Here is a 19,692-nt window from a genome sequence, read left to right on the forward strand (position 1 = left end):
CGCGTTTGACCACATTCACGTGCAGAGGTATCGCAATATCCCGCCCGGCCACTCCACACCGTAATCCGCCATGTATCCACGCGTCAGCGACCTGTTCGTCGATCTGTTTGGGGTCGAGCTTCCGTTTCCGATCTACTCGTTCGGTCTGATGGTCGCCCTCGCGATCATCGCCGCGGCCTGGCTCACGATCCGCGAACTGGATCGTATGTACGCCGCCGGACAGATTTCTGGCGTGAAGGTGGAGAGAGATGGCTCTCGACGGACGGAAGAGGTAAGCCCGTCCATCCTTGTCGGCACGCTCACGGCCATGGCGGCCATTCTGGGCATTGTGGGGTCGAAGCTGTTCCACATTCTGGAGAACTTCGGCGACTTCATGGAGGACCCGTCGGGTATGATCTTCTCGACGGGCGGCCTCACGTTCTACGGCGGTCTGCTGCTCGCGGGCGGCGGCATCGTCTGGTACCTCCGAAAATATGACCTCAGCATTCCCCGTGTTGCGGATGCCGTCGCGCCCGGCCTCATGCTCGGCTACGGCATCGGTCGCATCGGATGCTACCTCGCTGGAGATGGCGACTGGGGCGTCTGCTCGAATCTCGCAAACAAGCCGGAGTGGATTCCTTCCTGGCTGTGGTCGGAGCAATTCCCGCGGAGTATTCTCGATCCGGGAAATCAGTACGTCAACGACGCGGCTGTGATTGAAAAATGCGGCCCCGCGATGGACGGCGTTTATCCGACGATGCTATACGAGACGGCGATGGCTGTTCTCATTACCGGCATCCTGTGGGCGATCCGGAAGCATCCGTTCAAAGGCGGCTGGCTGATGTCGGTGTATCTCGTCTTCAACGGCGCGGAGCGCTTCCTCATCGAGCAGATCCGCGTTAACAACGTCGGTACGTTCCTCGGCATCCAGGTAACACAGGCGGAGGTCATCGCCGTCCTCATTTCGCTCGCTGGTGTCGTGGGGCTGGTGTATACGACGAGGCGCGTCGGAGAGAGCGTGAAGGAGGGATCCGGCTCATGAGACGTCGCTTAGCGGTCACGGAGTGTTCGGGCACGGAATGAACCGGAGCCCCGAGCTGAAATCGTGCTCGCATTGCGTCCACCTACGGTTGTCGACCTGCGCGACCGGTTATTCCATTCGTAAACTTTGTCTGGTGCATGCAACGCCTGTCTTTGCTGGTTTTCGTTTTGAGTCTCATCGTCGTCGGTGTAGGTTGCTCCTCGGACGACGACACCTCGTCGGATCGTGCCGAAACGATCCGGTTCATGACTTACAACATCGAGGATGTTCGCACGGGCGACGTGAAGCGGGCGGATCACCCGCGCCTTGAACGCGCCGCTGCACGGATTCAGACCTTGCGGCCGGACGTTCTGCTCGTCAACGAACTGAGCTACGACCAGCAGGGCGGACCGGATGTTGAGGACGGCGATTCGCCGGGGCAGAACGCACAACGGTTTGTCGACCAGTATCTCTCGCAGCCCCGGTCCGATTCGCTGCAGCCGGTGAGGTACCAGACGGTCATGCTGCCGGTTAACACGGGTATCTCGAGCGGTTTCGACCTGAACAACGATGGCGAGATCGTTGAGACGGTGCCGGAGGTGCCATCTACGCCGCCCGATGGAAGCGTTCCACCACAGAACGACGCCGGCCGAGCCTACGGCGGCGACACCTGGGGCTTTGGCACCTTCCCCGGCCATTACGGCATGGCCCTCTTCGTGCGCGAGGACCTCAAGGTTCTTACCGACAGCATTCGCACGTTCCGTCTCTACCCGTGGTCGCGTCTCCCCGGCGCGGAGGTCCCGACGGATTCTGTGACCGGCGAGCCCTTTTATTCCAGCGAAGAGTGGGAGGCGCTCCGGCTGTCCTCCAAGAGTCACTGGGACATCCCTATTGAGCTTCCGAACGGTGACCTCATTCATGTTCTCGCGAGTCACCCCACACCACCGACCTTTGATGGTGCGGCCGATCGGAATGGCCACAGAAACCACGACGAAATCCGATTCTGGCAGGAGTACATCTCCGGTGCCGACCACATCGTCGACGACTCAAGCAAGACGGGTGGACTGGCGTCCGACGCCTCCTTCGTTATTATGGGCGACCAGAACGCGGACCCGGATGAGGGCGACACCTACGGAACGCCCATCGCCGACCTCCTCAATCACGACCGAGTTCAGTCCATCCAGCCGGAAGCGACACCCGCCGGGCAGTCGGCGTTTCCCGATCTGGATGCGGACGACACAGCACGGTGGGGGCTTCGGGTCGATTATGTCATTCCATCCGAGGATCTGAACGTTGTAGCCAGCGGCGTGTGGCGCCCGACGGGGGGCGAGGCCAAGGAGCTGGAGGTGAGCGATCACTTTCCAGTCTGGGTCGATGTGAGCATCCCGGCGTCCACATCTTCGAAATAATTGGCATCCAGTACATTCTACTTCGACGCCATGATCCTACGCCAGTCGACGGTAACTCTACAGGCCCGCGAGCGCGGATTCCACCTGATCACGGCAGAGATTCGGAACGCTATGCCCGACATCAGCGACATCGAAGCCGGTCTGCTGCACGTGTTTATCCAGCACACATCGGCGTCCCTCACGATCAACGAGAATGCGAGCCCGGACGTCCGCTCCGATATGGAGAAGCATTTCAACAACATGGTGCCGGAGAATCAGCCGTACTACGACCACACGATCGAGGGCTCCGACGACATGCCCGCGCACATCAAAGCATCGCTTCTCGACACCAGCCTGACGATTCCCATTCGGCAAGGGGACCTCGCGCTCGGCACGTGGCAGGGCATCTACCTGAACGAGCATAGAGATCACGGCAGCCGGCGGTCACTCGTGCTCACGGTAACCGGGACGACAGAAGCGTAGAACGGAGCAGGAATAGGGTTGGAGAAACCACGCCCACGCCTCAAGAGGCCTGGGCAGGTTGCTCCGTCCACCGTTATACTGGGTCGGCGGGTTTGAGGGGCCGGTCCATCGCGGAGGTGGTCTCCGTCGATACGTGCCGCGACGCCCCACGCACCCGTCCGCCCACGAAGGGGCGGCCTCGCTCGCACTCTCAACGCCTAGCATGGCGACAGGTTGACAGCATGCGCCGTGCTACGTAACATCATGTCGTCCGGTCTCCGCCCAGGGACATCGGACGGTTCGTTTGCCCTCTCCTTTATTCCTTGCCTCGAATGGAAGACGTCCTTCAGTCCATCGATACAGACATGCTTATTAGCATGGGGTTCGATGTTGTCTACGCGCTCATTCTCATCGTCGTCGCCCTGATCCTTGCCGGATGGGCGAAACGTGCGACATCCAAAGGGCTCGATCGTGCCAACGTCGATCCGACGCTTGGAAAGTTCTTTTCCAATATGGCGCGGTATCTTGTCCTGATTATCGCAGGCATTGCGGTACTTGAAAAGTTTGGCGTAAGCGTCGCCAGTCTTGCCGCTGTCCTCGCCGCTGCCGGTTTTGCCGTGGGGCTCGCGCTTCAAGGCTCGCTGCAGAACTTCGCTGCCGGCGTCATGCTGCTTGTCTTTCGACCGTTCCGGGTTGGTGATGTCGTGGAAACGGCTGGGGAGAAGGGCAAGATCTTCGAGATCTCGCTATTCACCACACAGATGGACACCCCGGACAACCGCCGGATCATCATCCCCAACGGCGAAATCTTCGGGTCGACCATCGAGAACGTGACGTTCCACGACACGCGCCGCGTCGACGTAAGCGTGGGAACCGACTACCCCGCCAGCCTGGACGAAACCCGCGCTGTCCTCCAGGCCGCGGCCGAGTCCGTGGACGGTCGTCTTGACGACAAAGACGTAGTCGTCTACCTCGACAGCCTCGGCGATTCCTGCATCAACTGGTCCGTGCGCGTCTGGTCCACGACAGCCGACTACTGGGACGTCCGCGAGCGCCTCACACAAGCGGTGAAGGACCACCTCGACGACGCTGGCATCGGCATCCCGTACCCGCAGATGGACGTGCATGTCGACGGCGTCGACGTATAGATGTCTGGAGGTATGAAGGTGTGAAGGTATGGACGTGTCGAAGTGTGAAGGTGTTTAGGTGTTAACTTTGAACCCTGAACGTTGAACCCTGAACCCTAAACCCTGAACATAGCAACGCCCCGATCGGAGCGAGTCCGGTCGGGGCGTTGCTATTGCTTCGGTGCGAATGTTGGCGTCGGTTATTCGTCGCCGCGTTCGAGGATGAGGCCGGCAAGTGGGGGCAGCGTGAGTTCAATCGAGTGCGTGCGTCCATGTGCGCTGACCGGTTCGGAGTGTACCGTGCCCTGGTTGCCGACATTACCGCCACCGTAGACGCTGGCGTCGCTATTCAGCAATTCCGTCCAGACGCCGCCCCCCGGGAGGCCAATCCGATAGTTTTTCCGGACGACCGGCGTGAAGTTGAGGATGAAGACGAGCTCTTTGCCTTCATACCTTCGGATGTAAGCGACGACGCTGTTCGCACGGTCGTCGTAGGAAATCCACTCGAAGCCATCGTTGTCGTCGTTCCAGAGCGCCTGATGGTTCTGGTAGAGGTGGTTCAGATCCGAGAACCACGCCTGGATTCCGCGATGCAAGTCTTTCTCCGCGACATGCCACTCGAGTGACTCATCGTGATCCCATTCGTGGTACTGTCCAAACTCGCCGCCCATGAAGAGCAGCTTCTTGCCCGGGTGGCCGAACATGTGCGTAAAGAGGAGGCGCATGTTGGCGGCTTTCTGCCAGTCGTCGCCCGGCATCTTGCTCCAGAGCGACTTCTTTCCGTGCACAACCTCGTCGTGCGAGAGCGGAAGCGCGTAGTTCTCCGAAAAGGCCCACGAGAGGGTCCAGGTCAGCTCGCCGTGGTGATACTGGCGATGCACTGGGTCATTGCTGACGTAGTCGAGCGTGTCGTGCATCCAGCCCATATTCCACTTGTAGAGGAAGCCCAGACCGCCCGTGTCGACCGGCTTGGAAACGCCCGGCCAGGCGGTGGATTCCTCCGCGAGCATGAGGGCTTCGGGGAATTGCTCGTAGACGCGCTTGTTGGTGTCCTGCAGGAGTTCGATGGCCTCGAGGTTCTCGCGCCCGCCGTACGCGTTCGGACTCCACTCGCCTTCACGCGAATAGTCGCGGTATAGCATCGACGCCACGGCATCCACGCGGAGCCCGTCGACGTGGTAGCGATCGAGCCAGAAGAGTGCGTTCGAGATGAGGAAGTTCCGGACGCCGGCTTTTCCGAAGTCGAACACGCGCGTGCCCCAGTCGGGGTGGGAGCGCATGAGCGGATCCTCATACTCGAAGAGGTGCGATCCGTCGAAGAATGCGAGGCCCTGCGGGTCCGTGGCAAAGTGCCCGGGCACCCAGTCCATGATGACGCCGATGCCGCGCTCGTGCAGGTAGTTGATCAGGTACATCAGATCCTGCGGCGAGCCGTACCGGAAGGTCGGGGCGTAGTAGCCGACGATCTGGTAGCCCCATGATCCATAGTAGGGATGCTCGGCGAGCGGAAGAAACTCGACGTGCGTGAAACCGCATTCCTCTACGTGGTCGGCGAGCGGCTCCGCAATTTCGCGGTAGGATAAGCTTTCGCCCTGCTCCTTGTGACGCCACGAGCCGAGGTGCACCTCGTAGATCGAGACGGGCTTGTTCAGGCCGCTCGGACCTTCGCGCTGCTCCATCCAGTCATCGTCGGACCACGTAAAGTCGTCGAGGTCCGTGATGATGGAGGAGAGACCCTCATATGTGTTCTCAGCCGGCGCCTCCATTCGGAAGGCGTACGGGTCCGTCCGGTCGAGCTCCTCGTAGTTTGCCTGAATGCGGTACTTGTAGCGGTCCTCGGGAGCGGCGCCGCGCACGTAGCCTTCCCACAAGCCGCCCTTACGTCGTTCCAGCTTGGACGCCGCGGAGTCCCAGTCATTAAAGTCGCCCATGACGGACACCTGGTGAGCGTTCGGGGCCCAGACGGTGAACCAGGTACCGCTGTCATCCGGATGTGCGCCGAGGCGCTCGTAGCTGGTGTAATGCTTTCCTTCGTTCCAGAAGTAAAAGTCGTCGTCCGTTAAGCGAGGCATGTGGCGTATCTAAATGGGAAAAGATGCGGGGTGCGTGTGCACAGGCTCGGGGGCCGAACGTTATTCGACCGGCTCCGGGGGGACGATTTCCCGGTCGTCGAGAAGGCGGCGGAGCCCTCGAAGCGGAAGCCAGGCCCACGACGGGCGATGGTTGAGTTCGTAGCGTACCTCATAAATGGCTTTATCGAAGAGATAAGCCCAGAGGAAGTCGTAGCGTGTTTCCGGCGGTTGCAGGAACGAGGCCTCGTCGGCGGTCCCACCGTACGCATTCAGGAAGGTAATGTCGGCCCAGCGAACGAGAGCGTCAACCCACCCGGCGTAGTCCGTGTCGGTTCCCGTGTGATCCTGCCAGGCGGCCAGAACAGCGTACTCGATCGAGCGGAGCATTCCGGCCACATCGCGGAGCGCATTCTCGCGCTGACGACGTTCACTGAGCGAGCGGACAGGTTCTCCCTCGAAGTCGAGAATGTAGAAGTCGCCGTCGGCACGCAGCACCTGACCGAGATGATAATCTCCGTGGATGCGGATGCGATCGTGATCGGCACCGGTGCCGACGAGGGCGTCGAGACGAGCGATTGCCCGTTCCCAGGCCGCTTCGCTCGGCACGTCGGCTTGGGTGATCGACGAGTCGCTCCGGGTGCTGGCGTTCTCGATCATCTCTCGCGTATCCCCGAGCTCGGCCCGGACGCGCTCCTGCAGCTTCGTTCCGGCGGACTCGTCCGCGGGGAGCGGAGACAGGTCGGGGCCAGATCCTTTCGCGAGGGCGCGATGCATTTCGGCGGTGCGAACACCGAGCACGTGCGCGAGCTGAATCATCTCGGAGGCAACATCTTCCAGCCAGACGGGGGCAGCAATTCCCTGTGTCGGCCCATATTGCAATGCCTCCTCGGCCTCATCGGCTTCGGCGGGGAGTGGTGCATCCTTGACTCGGTCGAGGAAGCGGCGCGTTGCCTGCAGGGCATGGCTCCAGCCATCGGTTTCCACGGGGAGAGCCTCCTGTACGATGCCGATCGTGTAGCGACGGTAGTTGCGCTTTACGTCGATCGTCCCGTGCAGGTGCGGAGCGAAGCGGAAGCCCGTACCCGTGAGGTGATTCAACAGCTCTTTCTCCGGATTCGTCCCGCGTTCGAGCCGGCGATACAGCTTGACGAAGTGCGCTCCGTCAATCACCGCAGATGTGTTGCTCTGTTCACCCGTGAGAAGTTGAACCTTCGAGGCATCGGCCGATGGAGCGTCAGTCGACGAGTCCGCGATATACAGGCCTTTCAGTGAGCGATTTCTACCGCCGTTTTGCCACCAGCGGTAGAGCGTGGACCAGAAGGCGGGTTGTGCGGTGGCGTCGTAGACGAGTTGACGCCGCGCATCTCCGCGATGGGATTCCTGGACATCGATCCAGGCCAGCGCAGATTCCGGCCGCTCCGAGAGCAGCTCCTCCGCTTCCGGGCCGCTGGCTGTCGCGAGCGGAAGGGTGTAGAGGTCGTTCGAACCCTCCTGTTCGACGGAGATGATCGAGAGGTAAATCGTCGGGTCCGACGAGAGGCGGACAGCGTCTTCGACCGTCACGCTGTCGATGGGCCGGCCCTTTGAGCCAAACCACCGTTGATCGGCGACGAAGTCTGGCAGAATGCGGGCGAGAGCTTCGGGTCCCGTGTACTGCGCCATGGTCGGCACAAGAAGGTTCTGCAGCCCTTCCGCGACCGTGAGAACCGGTAGCGGGGAGCCGTCCGGGCCGCGCTCTGCGAGCTGGAGGACACGTTCGGTTTTTTCGGCCCGATCGATTTCTTCTTCCGGCTCGAGCTTGAACCAGTAAAAGCCGTGCGGGCCGATGGTGAGGGGATACGCTTCCTCGGACTGAATGGCCGGGAACGGCGCCTGGCTGAACAGCTCGACGGGCGCGAGTCCACCCAGGTCGTGGTCGCTCGGAAGGTTGATCGCCTGCGCGTACCGCGACAAGTTGGCGACGACGAGGATTTTTTCTCCTTCGTATTCGCGGACAAATGTGAGCACGCTCGTGTTATCCACCGGAATAAGATCCAGCGTTCCCCGTCCAAACACCTCCTTGTGCTGCTGACGCATCGTGATGAGCCGACGCGTAAAGTGAAGGAGGGAATGCGGGTCATTCATGGCATCCTCCACATTTACCACCTCGTAGCTGTAGCGCCCGCGGTTGATCGGGGGGAGGAAAAGGCGAGGATGCTCGGCGCGGGAGAACCCGCCGTTCTTGTCCGGTCGCCACTGCATCGGCGTGCGCACCCCGTTTCGGTCGCCGAGGAACGGGTCGTCGCCCATTCCAATCTCATCGCCGTAGTAAATGACGGGGCTGCCGTCGAGCGAGAAGAGGAGCGCTTTCATGAGCTCGATCCGACGGCGTTCGCCACCCAGGAGCGGGGCCAGGCGGCGCCGGATCCCAACGTTGATTCGGAATCGCCCATCGGCGGCATACTCGTGGTACATGTAGTCTCGCTCTTCGTCCGTCACCATCTCGAGCGTCAGCTCATCGTGATTGCGGAGGAAGATGGCCCACTGGGCGTCGTCCGGGATGTCCTTCGTGAGCTCCATCATCTCCACAAGCGGACGCCGATTCTCCCGCCGGAGTGCCATGAACATGCGCGGCATGATCGGGAAGTTGAACGCCATCTGCACGCCAGTGGACCGGCTGCTCGACGTATTTCCCGACTGGCCGTTCGAGGAGGTTGATGTTTCCAGAGAACCATCGCCGCTCGGATCGACATCCTGTTCGTTCTCGTCCCCTCCGAAATACGGGAGTGTGTCTTCCGGCCACTGGTTTGCTTCCGCAAGCAGAACTTTGCCAGGGCCGTACCGCTCTTCCACGGCGGCGCGAAGGTACTTGATGTAATCGATCGTCTCCGGCAGGTTCTCGCTGTTCGTCCCCTCCCGTTCGAAGAGATACGGCACGGCGTCGAGCCGGAGCCCGTCGACGCCCATATCCAGCCAGAAAAACATGACTTCCTTCATCTTCTCCCGGACCTTCGGGTTGTCGTAGTTGAGGTCCGGTTGGTGGGAGAAGAAGCGGTGCCAGTAATATTTCTGAGCTTTCTGGTCCCACGTCCAGTTCGACACCTCCGTATCTGTAAAGATGATACGGACGTCCTCGTATTTATCGTCCGTTTCGTTCCAGACGTACCAATCGTGCTTATCGGAACTGGGGTCGCGGGCTTCCTGAAACCACGGGTGCTGATCCGAGGTGTGGTTGAGCACCAGTTCCGTAATGACGCGCATGCCGCGCGCGTGCGCCTCGTCGAGAAAGGCCTGAAAGTCATCGAGGTCACCGTGCACGGGCAGGACCTTGAAGTAGTCCGCCGTATCGTAGCCGTCGTCCTTGAGCGGGCTTTCCAGAAAGGGGAGGAGCCACAGCGTGTTCACACCGAGGGACTCCAGGTACGGGAGCTTTTCCCGCATGCCCTGGAAGTCGCCGTATCCATCGTTATTCGAGTCGTAAAACGAGCGCACGTGCAACTCGTAGATGACGGCGTCCTTGTACCAGAGCGGGTCGGTCAGGAAAGAGTCGGACATGCGCTACGGTATGTTTTGGGAACAGCGATTTACGATGCCGAATTCGGCTCCAGGTCGGACAGATGTTGCTAACGGTACATCCGGGAAACAGTTTTCTAACCTCGGATCTCGAATGTTTGAAGATGTGTGAAGAGAAGCGTTTCCGGTGACGCGTTGGGACGTTAATTCGTTAGAACGTCGGGCCGTTTGGAATACGGGATTGGGGATTCGGAATTGGGGATATGGGATGGAGGATTGAGGATTCAGGATTTCTATCAAGTGCATACATTGCAGGTCCAGAGCCCTTTCCCCCAAAATGTTTGGTCGCGTGGGTGTGCGTAGCGTCGCACGGCCGTGTGACGGTCGGTATATCGGGATCTGTGAGGAGGAAAAGTGCCTTCCCAGGTTCGTCTCGAATACCGGATTGCGGATTATGGATTGGAGCGCCGGGTCGGGGCGATGTGTCCAGGGAAGCGGAATCGGCTGGATGTGTTGATCGAGAATGCGTGGATCGGCGCGTGCCGGGTATTTTCAAACGTTGGTAGCTTTGCACGGCCGTGCGACGGTCTACGGTGTGGCGTGTTTTGCCGATCGGGAATGGGAAAACCTCTTTGTAGCGATCTGGCATTCGGAAGTAGGGATTGGGAATTGGACGTAGTCCTATCTGCATCGCCGATGTCTACGAATGGTTACGGTTCGCACGCCACCCGTCGGATATCTCTCCCAGCCCACGGATTAAATCCAATCCACCATCAACCATCCACTATCCACAAAAAACGACGCCCCACCGAAAAAGGCAGGGCGCCGGAAGATCAATTACATGTGCGGAGACGCAACCTCAGTCATGAACCGGGCGCTCGAAGACCTCGTGCTCCTGGCCTTCCTGTTCCAAGCGGAAGATGTGTGCGGGGCGGTCCGGAGAGAGGCGGACGTAGTGATGCTGGCCTCGCCACGTGTAGCGGGTGTCGTTTAGCAGATCGTTCGCTATGAATGCATCGTCGTGCGGCAGGCCCAGCGCTCCGTTGTCCAGGTCGAGCTGGCCTTCCTGCGGGTTGTGCGGGTCCAGGTTCACAACGACGACAATCAAGTTATCTCCCGACTTCTTGCTGTAAGCGATGAGGTTCGGGTTCTTCGTCTCGTGGAACCGGATGGACCGCATTTGCTGCAAGGCAGGGTTGTCCTTCCGAATCGCGTTCACGCGACCCATGAAGTCCTGCAGACTCATCGGGTCGTCCCAGTTCCACGTCCGGATTTCGTACTTCTCATTCTTGGCGTACTCCTCGCGGTCCGGGTGCTGGTGGTTGAACACATGCTCGTACGGCGGGCCGTAGACGCCGTAAGCGCTGGACAGCGTCGCCGCGAGAACAAACCGGAGTTGGTGTGCTGCGCGCCCGCCATGGACGAGGAAGTCGTGCAGGATGTCCGGCGTGTTGGGCCAGAAGTTGGGGCGGAAGTATTCGGCGACGTCCGTGTGGAAAAGCTCTTTCGCGTAGCCGGTCAGCTCGTCCTTCGTATTGCGCCAGGTGAAGTACGTGTAGCTGTTGTTGAAGCCGAGTTTCGCGAGGCCGTACATCGTCTTCGGCTTGGTGAACGCCTCGGAGAGCACGATCAGCTCGGGCGTGTCCTTGCGCAGCTCCGCGAGGCACCATTCCCAGAAGGCGAACGGCTTCGTGTGCGGGTTGTCCACGCGGAAGATCGTGACGCCACGGTCGATCCAGAACTGGAAGACGTCTTGCAGCTCCGTCCAGAGCGCCGGCCAGTCCTCGTTCTCGAAGTTGATCGGGTAGACGTCCTGGTACTTCTTCGGCGGGTTCTCCGCGTAACGGATGCTGCCGTCCGGGCGGTGGTGGAACCACTCCGGGTGATCCTCCACGTACGGATGATCCGGCGACGTTTGAAACGCGATGTCGATTGCCACTTTCAGCCCGACATCTTCCGCCTTTTCTACGAAGCGGTCGAATGCTTCCATGCCGCCGAGGTCCGGGTGGACGCTCTTGTGGCCGCCCTTCGTGCCGTCCTCAAGCAGACCGCCAATGGCCCATGGGCTCCCCGGATCGCCGGGCTCGGCTGTCGGGGCATTGTCTTTGCCCTTTCGGTGCTGCACGCCGATCGGGTGGATTGGAGGGAGGTAGACGACGTCGAAGCCCATGTCGCGGATGCCTTCGAGCCGCTCCGCTGCGTCGTCCAGCGTGCCGTGCTTGCCGTCGTCGCGCGTGGAGCGCGGGAAAAATTCGTACCAGGCGCCGGAACGAGCGATCTTGGGGTCGACGATCACCTCGTAGGTCTGGCTCTCGACCATCATGTCGTGCGGTGCGTTGCGTCGGACCCGCGCGGCGATGCCCTCGCCCATCGCAGCCTCCTCGTCGCCTGCCTCGAAGGCTTCGAGATCGGCTTTCAGTTTCTTCGCGTCGGTCCCGTCGGCATTCTCCATGGCGGCCCGAACGAGATCCACGCCGGCCTGCAGTTCGCTTTCGAGTTCTTCGTGGGGCTCGCCTCCGGCCACGCGGCGCCGGAACTGGTCCTGCCAGGTAGCGAACCGGTTGAGCCAGGCGCGCACGGTGTAGGCATAGCGCCCGAGCTCCGTTACCTCGAAGCGACCACTGTACTCATCGTTTTCCTCTGGTGTCATCCGGTGGATGGTCGTCTCGCCCTCTGGATCGGTAACGACCAGCTCCACCTCGATCGCCTCGTGACTGTCGACCACGACGCCGGCGCGAACGTCGACGGATTCATCGACCGAGCGTTTGATCGGCCAGATGCCGCCCTCAATCGACGGGCGGACGAACGGGATCATGATCCGCGACCACTTCTTGGGAAGGGTCGAATCATCCGGTGCAGTCGTGCCCGCGGGCGCATCAACCGGCTCGGGCGTTCCGGTCACGGCCGCGTCGGCGGACGTTGATGACGAGGACGGAGGTGGCGTCATGGGTGGAGAGATTCGCTTGAACGATGGGAAGGTGAGGGCGCGATCCGAGCGTGTCGGAATCGGTAGAAGATAGGGATCAGGCGTCTGTGCAGAAACCCCGGATCGTCTGCTTTTACATTACGATGACAACCGTCACGTCAGGATAGCAGCATGCGGAAGCGTCGTTCCCCGCAAACGACTTCTTCTTGCCGACACTCCGGGCGCCTGCGGGCCTGACCTTGCGCCGGGAGCGAAGCGATCCAGGTGCCCCGATCCCTGCACGCGCCGACGACCGCCCCGTGAGTGCGGCGTAGATCGTGCGCGTTTGAGCCAATTATCTCGTTGGGTTCAGCAGAATGGTCCACTCGGCCAATCGGAGGAACAGCGAGTTTGTCGGTGTCGCGTTCCTCGAGACCCAGTCACAGCTATCGCATGCAGGATGTGGGATACGGCGGCCCATGCATATGCCATCCGTGATTTATGCGTGACCACGTGCCGCGTGAATTCTGTCGTACAGTCCGACCGTCGGCCGTGTTACGGTTGTATTTCCTTGCATCAATGCAGACATTCGAATCCTGAGGACAGCAATAGATGGTTTTTGTGACGTTCTCACAACCTGTTTGGCGGACATCCATCGGCCATCCAAAGGTACGGACCTCCCAATGGTCGGTCCTTGCGACGCTCTTGACACAAGGCTTCGGTGATTTCACGGGCCGTGTCGACTGCGTCCGTGCCAACGTATAACCATGAGGCCTATGATCAGGTGCGAACGGTGATCAGGTACGAACGGCTGCGCGTACGTTTTCGCGGTCCATCCGCCAAACAGGTTATCAAAGTCGTGCGAGGGCATATCCTCCCCGAAGCCGGTTTGGACCGGTTGTTGCCATTGGCATGAACCGCACCTCGGACCGATCGCGCCGGTTAGCGTCTTCGGCGTGTACGGTCGCACGACTTCCCCTACACACTGCGTTCCCTTCATGACATCCTTAGCCGTGGATTCCAGTACCGACTTATCTGGGGACTCGTCGAACCCTCGGCCGAGCGATCCTGAATCGTTTATTCCCGGTTCACCCGGCCACGGTAACGGGCCGGTTTCGCCAGCTCGCCGGTACCCTCCGCGCTACCGGTCGGAGCCGTCCCATCGCCAGAAAGGGTTGACGATCCGACCCGGGCTTCCGTATCCACGTGGAGCGACGTGGGATGGAATCGGGGTCAACTTTGTACTTCACAGTGCGAATGCGGACCGGGTCGAACTTCTTCTTTTCGACCATCCCGACGATTCGGCGCCATCCGTGACGTTCGATTTACCCGAGCGGACCGGTCCGATCTGGCACGGCTATGTTACGAATCTGCGGCCGGGACAGCTGTACGGCTACCGCGTCTACGGTCCGTACGACCCGGCGAGTGGCCACCGATTTAATCCCAATAAGGTGCTGCTCGACCCGTACGCGAAAGCCATCGGTCGCCCGCTCCGCTGGGACGACAGTCTGTTTGGATACCACGTGGGCAGCGACAAAGAGGACCTCTCCTTCGACGACCGGGACAGCGCTCCGTACGCTCCGCTCGGGGCCGTCGTGGAGGATACCTTCGCCTGGGGCAACGACCGGCTGCCGTCGATCCCGTGGAAGGACACGCTCATCTACGAAACGCACGTCAAGGGCCTGACGAAGCGCCATCCGGACGTCCCGGAGTCGCTTCGGGGTACGTATCTGGGCATCTCCTCCGAGCCGATCATCGATCACTTTAAGGATCTTGGTGTGACGACCGTGCAGCTCCTGCCGGTCCACGCGAAGCTGCAAGATCGCTTCCTTCTGGAGAAAGGGCTGCGCAATTACTGGGGCTACAACACGCTCGCTTACTTTGCGCCGGAGCCCGAGTATTCGACCAACGGGCCGGTGACAGCGGTGCGCGACTTCAAAATGATGGTGCGCGCGCTCCATAACGCCGGGCTGGAGGTCATCATCGACGTCGTCTACAACCATACGTGCGAAGGAAGTCACCTCGGGCCGACGCTTTCGCTCCGCGGCATCGATAACCAGACGTACTACAAGCTGCACCCCGACGACAGCCGGTATTACATGGACTACACCGGCACCGGCAACACGCTGGATCCGGGGGACTCCTACGTGCTGCAGCTGATCATGGACAGCCTGCGGTACTGGGTGAACGAGATGCACGTCGACGGCTTCCGCTTCGATCTGGCGTCGACGCTCGCTCGCGAGCTGTACGACATCAACATGCTGGCCCCGTTCTTCAAGATCATCCAGCAGGACCCGGTGCTCTCGCAGGTGAAGCTCATTGCCGAGCCGTGGGACGTCGGTCCCGGCGGCTATCAGGTCGGCGGCTTCCCATGGCAGTGGGCCGAGTGGAATGGGCGCTACCGCGACACCGTGCGCGGCTACTGGAAGGGCGATTCCGGTCTGAACGGAGAGATGGCAACCCGCATGGCAGGCTCCAGCGATCTCTACGAGCGGAGCGGGCGCAGACCTTTTGCGTCGATCAACTTTATCACGGCGCATGACGGCTTCACGCTGCACGACCTCGTTAGCTACGAGCGCAAGCACAACGAAGCCAACAAGGAAGGGAACCGCGACGGCCACGACCACAACCTGTCGACGAATTGCGGGAAAGAGGGCCCGAGCAACTCGCCGAAAGTTGTAGAATGTCGCCAGCGGCGGAAGCGCAGCTTGATGGCGACACTTCTGCTCAGTCAGGGGGTGCCGATGATCCTCGGAGGCGACGAGCTCTCGCACACGCGGCGAGGCAACAACAATCCGTACTGCCAGGATAATGAGATCACCTGGTACGACTGGGACCTCGACGAGGACGAGAAGAAGTTTCTCACGTTCGTTCAGAAGCTCACCGAGTTTCGCCGCAAGCACCCGAGCTTCCGTCGGCGCCACTTCCTTTCGCCGGCCGACACCGAGAACGGCACCGGCGATGTCCTCTGGTGGCATCCCGAGGGGCGCGCCATGGAGCATGATGACTGGGCGGACGACTCGCTGAGCGGCTTCGGGTTCTTGCTCCGCGGCGAACTACCGGACGTCGACATGCGCGGCGACGAGATGATCGACGACAGCTTCCTCGTGCTCATGAATCAGGGCGATGAGCCCATCGAGTATACCCTTCCCGAGGAAACCAACGAGCTGGAGGATAAAACGTGTCAGGCGTGGGAGCTTGTGCCGGAGCTGGCGGAGATGGTCGATCCGGACGGTCCGTTCCAGCCGGGCGACACGTTGGAGCTCGGGCCGCATCTGCTCGTGGCTCTGAAAGCGAAGCGGTAGGAGATTCTGGATTGAGGATTGGGGATGCTTAATTGGATTCCATCCGTGACGGACGATTATCTCGCTGATATTTTCGCCGTTTGCAGTAGGCTACAGGTTGTCGATCGGGCTTTTGACGCCGTGTGGGACTCGGTTGGCGACATGGACATACTGCATCGTTGTGCGCAGATCCGAGTGGCCGAGCAGTTTCTGGACTGTACGTACGTCATAGCCGTCTTCAATGAGGTGGGTAGCAAAGCTGTGCCGGAGCGTGTGGCAGGTTACTCGCTTTGAAATCCTCGCACGTGCGCACGCCCGTTTGATTGTCTTGCGGACGGTGGAAGGGGAACGGTGGTGACGGCATTCCACGCCGCTTCGGGGGTGTTGCGTGGTTCGCGTCGACGGAAACAGGTAAAACCAGATCCAACTCCTTGATGCCGCTCGGTATTTTCGGTCTAGTGCTGTGGGGAGCGAGACCGGCGGATCTCCCGCGCACCTATCTCTTTCGTATACGCGTCGAGCTGTCTCAAGCTGCTGTCCGATGTCTGGGATGAGGCGTTCCGGCAGGAGGGCGACCCGGTCTTTCTTTCCTTTTCCGCTGCGCACGATCAGTCGTTTATTCTGCATATCGAGATCTTTGACGCGCAGTCGCAGGGCTTCCGAGACGCGCAATCCGGAGCCGTAGAGAAGAAACGACACACGGCGATTCACTCCGCTCATTTCCTTAAACAACGCACGCACTTCATCACGTGAGAGGACGGTCGGAAGGCGCTTCGGTCGACGAGCCCGCTCGATCGCTTTGAGGTCGCCGATAGGTTTGTGGAGGACATTTTTGTAAAGGAAGACCAGGGCGTTCAGCGCCTGGTTCTGCGTCGATGCAGCGACGTGCCGTTCTCTTGCGAGATAGGAGAGATAGTCGCGGACATCCGGAGCCGTGAGGTGGCGCGGGTGGGTGGTGTCGTGAAATAGGACGTACCGTCGAATCCACCGAACATACGCCCGCTCGGTGTGGAGACTGTACGCTCGCCGCCGGCAGATCGAGCGTACCCGATCCAGAAGTTTAGGAGAACGGTCAGAAGGCATGTCTCGAAAGACAAAAAAGCGGAAAGGGTGTGTTGAATCTATAAGACCCTTTCGCGGGCGATTTCATAACGTCAGCACTAGAGGAAACGTCCGAGACATCTTTCACGCTTTCGCCACATCCAGAATACTTAGATTTGTGATCAATTGACTTCGGACGGAAAGTGTACTGGACTTTGTCCGGATAGTATGCGTAATTCCGTACCCCTTCCGGATAGCATTCATCGCGACAATATCGTGTTAGCCTCGTTGGGGCCCGATTTAATCCGGATAGTTTTTACTATCCGGAAGCCTTCCGGATAATTATAATGTTATGCTTCTTGACTAAACAGCACCGCAATTTCGTTGAAAATGAAATTCTCAGACTCTGTACGTTTTTTGCCTTGGGTTGGCTCCAATTACGGGTCCAAGAGCAGATGGGGAACAAGGGTGCTAATGGTCGGCGAGTCGCATTACACGAGTAACGGTAATGCAAAGCCTCGTGACTTCACTCAGCATTGTGTTGAGACTCATGCCAGTGGAAAATGGAAGAGCAAGAGCACCTTCTGGACTCGAGCCAAGCGAGTCCTTGTTGAGAAGGGCGCCGTATCACACCGCGAGTTCTGGGATTCTGTTGCTTTCTACAACTACGTTCAAGAGTTAGTCGGCGAAGGACCCAGAAAGAGGCCCACGGAACGGATGTGGGAGATCTCGAAGGCGCCATTTGAAGAAGTTGTCGAAGCGCTCAATCCGGGATGTATCGTCGTTCTTGGGAAAGGGCTATGGAAGCATCTTCCGTCTCCTGACTCCTCAGAGCAAACCATATCCGAGGGCGATTATGCAATTCCAACTCGACGGTACGGAACGTCGTTAGCCGGTCGGACAAGTCACCCCGCTTCATTTGGGTTTAGCAGTAGAAGGTGGAGACCATCGGTGCTAAACCTCATTTCTAAGAGCAAGGAAGCATAACCCGTCGCTGCACCGGACGGTGTCCGAGTGTACCTTGAATCAATCGCTGCGTCTCGGTTGCTCACCGCGAGGCGTGGCGTGAATCACCGCCGGTGAGCTAACCCGTTATATGGCATCGATGCTATCCTCATGGACATCAAAGTTCTATTTACTGTTGGGGCTCTCGTGCTCTCCGGGGTTGGCACGTTGTTGTTCTGGGCTTATGAGGCCTGGGTTGAACGAAAGTCGAAGCACAACCATCCTCTGGACGATTCCCTGCGGTCGTACGTCGTTTCCGACCGCACATGGGAAAGCTGCGCATTCTATCCAGACTTTGCGGAGTCAGTACTCAAGAGGTTTCGCTTTCTAGTCGATAAATATGACTTCAAACGAGCTCGTCTTCGTCGTGACGGGCCATCGTTTCGATATCGGCGCGGTGACGTGAGTGTCGAGGTTCGTCCGGATGATAGATCCGACACTTTACTCGTGGATCTGGTGCTGCATCGGACCCCAACGTCGTTTGTGGAGGTGGCCCGCCGCAACGTAAACGGAATTGGGCGTCGAGAGACGGGTCCTCGGAAGCCATTAACTTGGGCGCTTCACAAACATCTGGAAGAAGAAGTTGCAGCTCTTCGGCAGAAGAAAGCGAGTTCATGAAATGCCATATAACCACGCGCTGCACCGGACGGTGTCGGTGTGCGCCTTGAACGACCGTCGCGTCTCGGTTACTCATCGCGAGACGCGGCGTGATCACCGCCGGTGAGCTAAACCGTTATACATCTAGAGTCCTCCAGATGTCAGTTCGCTCTGCACTAGTCTTTATCACGTGCTTTGCTGTTGGCCTTCTGCTGCTCGCATTTACCGTCTCAATAGATGTCGGTGCGCGATCGCAGCGTACGCCCCAAGCGTTCGATCTGCTTGTGATCAATGATGACACTCTGGGCATCGCCAACACGCCGCTCGCTCCGTTGCTCGAAAGGAGCGATTCGGGTGGTGGGATTTCATTCAACAGCGCTGACACTGTCGAGCAGTCTCCACAAGGCGTTGTTGTTGAGTTCGACATGTGCAGCGCATGCTGGCGTGGATATCAGGCCGTCTGGAGCATTGAACAGGATAGCCTTTTCCTGACAGGCGTCCAAAGTTGTTGTGGACCGAAGCGCCGGCATTCGATGGACCGCATCAAGAATCTACTCGGGATTGATCATCAAGACGGCCAAGCGTTCGCTCAGTGGTATTCCGGAACGCTCCGCGCACCACGGGGCTCGCTCCTTCAACAGGGGTCCAGTGGATTCCGCTCCGTCTATGCCCGTGAGATTCGACTCCGAGTGGACGTGGGCCACGTCACCCAAGTGGATACGGTTCACAATGCGCCATATTCGACGCCGCAGTTCCCGGGCGGGTCGGATAGTCTTGGGAAACACCTTTCCTCCTCCGGTAAGATTGAGGCATTCACCTCTTCAGACTCAGCACAGTACGTAGAAACTCGCATCATCGTGGACCCGACCGGACGACCGGTTGTGGATGACATCCGCCTCGTCGATCGGTGGGGAGCAGGGTCCTCGGAGCCTTCTGAGTCGAGGGTTGACGCCATCCGATCCGCCATTCGGATGCTGCCACTGTTTACGCCTGGAGTCAAAGGAGGGCGGACGCACTCGTTTTCAGCAACTCTGCACGTGTGGCGAGACGGGACGCGTGTCGTCGTTCAGTTGGCTGATGTGTTGCCGATAGACCTGGTTGATCGGTAGCCGTGCCCGGTCGACGGTGTGATGATGTGATGCTTGATTCTGTAGAGGTTCAACTGTCTGTTGGGTCAAAGATGTATAACACGGCGCTCTTATTATGCCAAGCACAAGTAGAAGGGATGTTTTTTCTGGGTCTGTGCGTGAGTACATGTGACTCTGGGCAGAGGGCATAGCTCCTCTGTTCGCCCTATATCGACGCATGAGGGCGGTAGA

The 19,692-nt window shown here is 59.5% G+C and carries 10 protein-coding genes; 6 read left to right on the forward strand and 4 right to left on the reverse strand.

What is annotated here, in order from left to right; all coding sequences use genetic code 11:
* Positions 1-70 precede the first annotated feature (70 nt).
* The 4 genes from CRI94_RS06340 to CRI94_RS06355 all read left to right on the forward strand — a co-directional run bounded on the left by CRI94_RS06340 (position 71) and on the right by CRI94_RS06355 (position 3,998).
* Positions 71-1,021, forward strand: a complete 951-nt coding sequence (locus tag CRI94_RS06340) for a prolipoprotein diacylglyceryl transferase (protein ID WP_098074810.1) — start codon at positions 71-73, stop codon at positions 1,019-1,021.
* 137 nt (positions 1,022-1,158) lie between these two features.
* On the forward strand, positions 1,159-2,409 hold the full coding sequence (locus CRI94_RS06345) for an endonuclease/exonuclease/phosphatase family protein (protein WP_098074811.1): 1,251 nt from the start codon (positions 1,159-1,161) through the stop codon (positions 2,407-2,409).
* 33 nt (positions 2,410-2,442) lie between these two features.
* Positions 2,443-2,871: a secondary thiamine-phosphate synthase enzyme YjbQ gene (locus tag CRI94_RS06350; protein WP_098074863.1), complete on the forward strand. Its 429-nt coding sequence runs from the start codon at positions 2,443-2,445 to the stop codon at positions 2,869-2,871.
* Between the two features lie 311 nt (positions 2,872-3,182).
* Positions 3,183-3,998, forward strand: coding sequence for a mechanosensitive ion channel family protein (locus CRI94_RS06355; RefSeq protein WP_098074812.1), 816 nt, complete (start codon positions 3,183-3,185; stop codon positions 3,996-3,998).
* A gap of 179 nt (positions 3,999-4,177) precedes the next feature.
* Here CRI94_RS06355 and glgB read toward each other — a convergent pair whose 3' ends face one another.
* From glgB to CRI94_RS06370, 3 genes are all read right to left on the reverse strand, one after another.
* On the reverse strand, positions 4,178-6,049 hold the full coding sequence (gene glgB, locus CRI94_RS06360) for a 1,4-alpha-glucan branching protein GlgB (RefSeq protein ID WP_098074813.1): 1,872 nt from the start codon (positions 6,047-6,049) through the stop codon (positions 4,178-4,180).
* Positions 6,050-6,109: 60 nt separating this feature from the next.
* Positions 6,110-9,583: an alpha-amylase family glycosyl hydrolase gene (locus CRI94_RS06365; protein WP_098074814.1), complete on the reverse strand. Its 3,474-nt coding sequence runs from the start codon at positions 9,581-9,583 to the stop codon at positions 6,110-6,112.
* Positions 9,584-10,400: 817 nt separating this feature from the next.
* Positions 10,401-12,488, reverse strand: coding sequence for a maltotransferase domain-containing protein (locus tag CRI94_RS06370; RefSeq protein WP_098074815.1), 2,088 nt, complete (start codon positions 12,486-12,488; stop codon positions 10,401-10,403).
* A 956-nt stretch (positions 12,489-13,444) separates the two neighbouring features.
* On the opposite strand from CRI94_RS06370, the gene glgX reads away from it, so the two are divergent.
* Positions 13,445-15,751 carry a glycogen debranching protein GlgX gene (gene glgX, locus CRI94_RS06375; protein WP_098074816.1) on the forward strand — a complete coding sequence of 769 codons (2,307 nt, stop codon included), beginning with the start codon at positions 13,445-13,447 and terminating at the stop codon, positions 15,749-15,751.
* 90 nt (positions 15,752-15,841) lie between these two features.
* Here the strand turns inward: glgX and CRI94_RS06380 are convergent, their stop codons facing one another.
* Positions 15,842-16,813, reverse strand: coding sequence for an integron integrase (locus tag CRI94_RS06380; protein ID WP_098074817.1), 972 nt, complete (start codon positions 16,811-16,813; stop codon positions 15,842-15,844).
* Positions 16,814-18,531: 1,718 nt separating this feature from the next.
* Here CRI94_RS06380 and CRI94_RS06390 point away from each other — a divergent pair.
* Entirely contained in the window at positions 18,532-19,482 is a 951-nt protein-coding gene (locus CRI94_RS06390) for a hypothetical protein (RefSeq protein WP_098074819.1), read from the forward strand.
* Positions 19,483-19,692 lie beyond the last annotated feature (210 nt).

The organism is Longibacter salinarum (assembly GCF_002554795.1).
Classification (GTDB): domain Bacteria; phylum Bacteroidota; class Rhodothermia; order Rhodothermales; family Salinibacteraceae; genus Longibacter; species Longibacter salinarum.

Bases quoted from the DNA above. Each gene is read 5' to 3' on its own strand.
- CRI94_RS06340 (WP_098074810.1), top strand. From the start codon at position 71: ATGTATCCACGCGTCAGCGACCTGTTCGTCGATCTGTTTGGGGTCGAG.
- CRI94_RS06345 (WP_098074811.1), top strand. From the start codon at position 1,159: ATGCAACGCCTGTCTTTGCTGGTTTTCGTTTTGAGTCTCATCGTCGTC.
- CRI94_RS06355 (WP_098074812.1), top strand. From the start codon at position 3,183: ATGGAAGACGTCCTTCAGTCCATCGATACAGACATGCTTATTAGCATG.
- glgB (WP_098074813.1), bottom strand. From the start codon at position 6,049: ATGCCTCGCTTAACGGACGACGACTTTTACTTCTGGAACGAAGGAAAG.
- CRI94_RS06365 (WP_098074814.1), bottom strand. From the start codon at position 9,583: ATGTCCGACTCTTTCCTGACCGACCCGCTCTGGTACAAGGACGCCGTC.
- CRI94_RS06370 (WP_098074815.1), bottom strand. From the start codon at position 12,488: ATGACGCCACCTCCGTCCTCGTCATCAACGTCCGCCGACGCGGCCGTG.
- glgX (WP_098074816.1), top strand. From the start codon at position 13,445: ATGACATCCTTAGCCGTGGATTCCAGTACCGACTTATCTGGGGACTCG.
- CRI94_RS06380 (WP_098074817.1), bottom strand. From the start codon at position 16,813: ATGCCTTCTGACCGTTCTCCTAAACTTCTGGATCGGGTACGCTCGATC.
- CRI94_RS06390 (WP_098074819.1), top strand. From the start codon at position 18,532: ATGTCAGTTCGCTCTGCACTAGTCTTTATCACGTGCTTTGCTGTTGGC.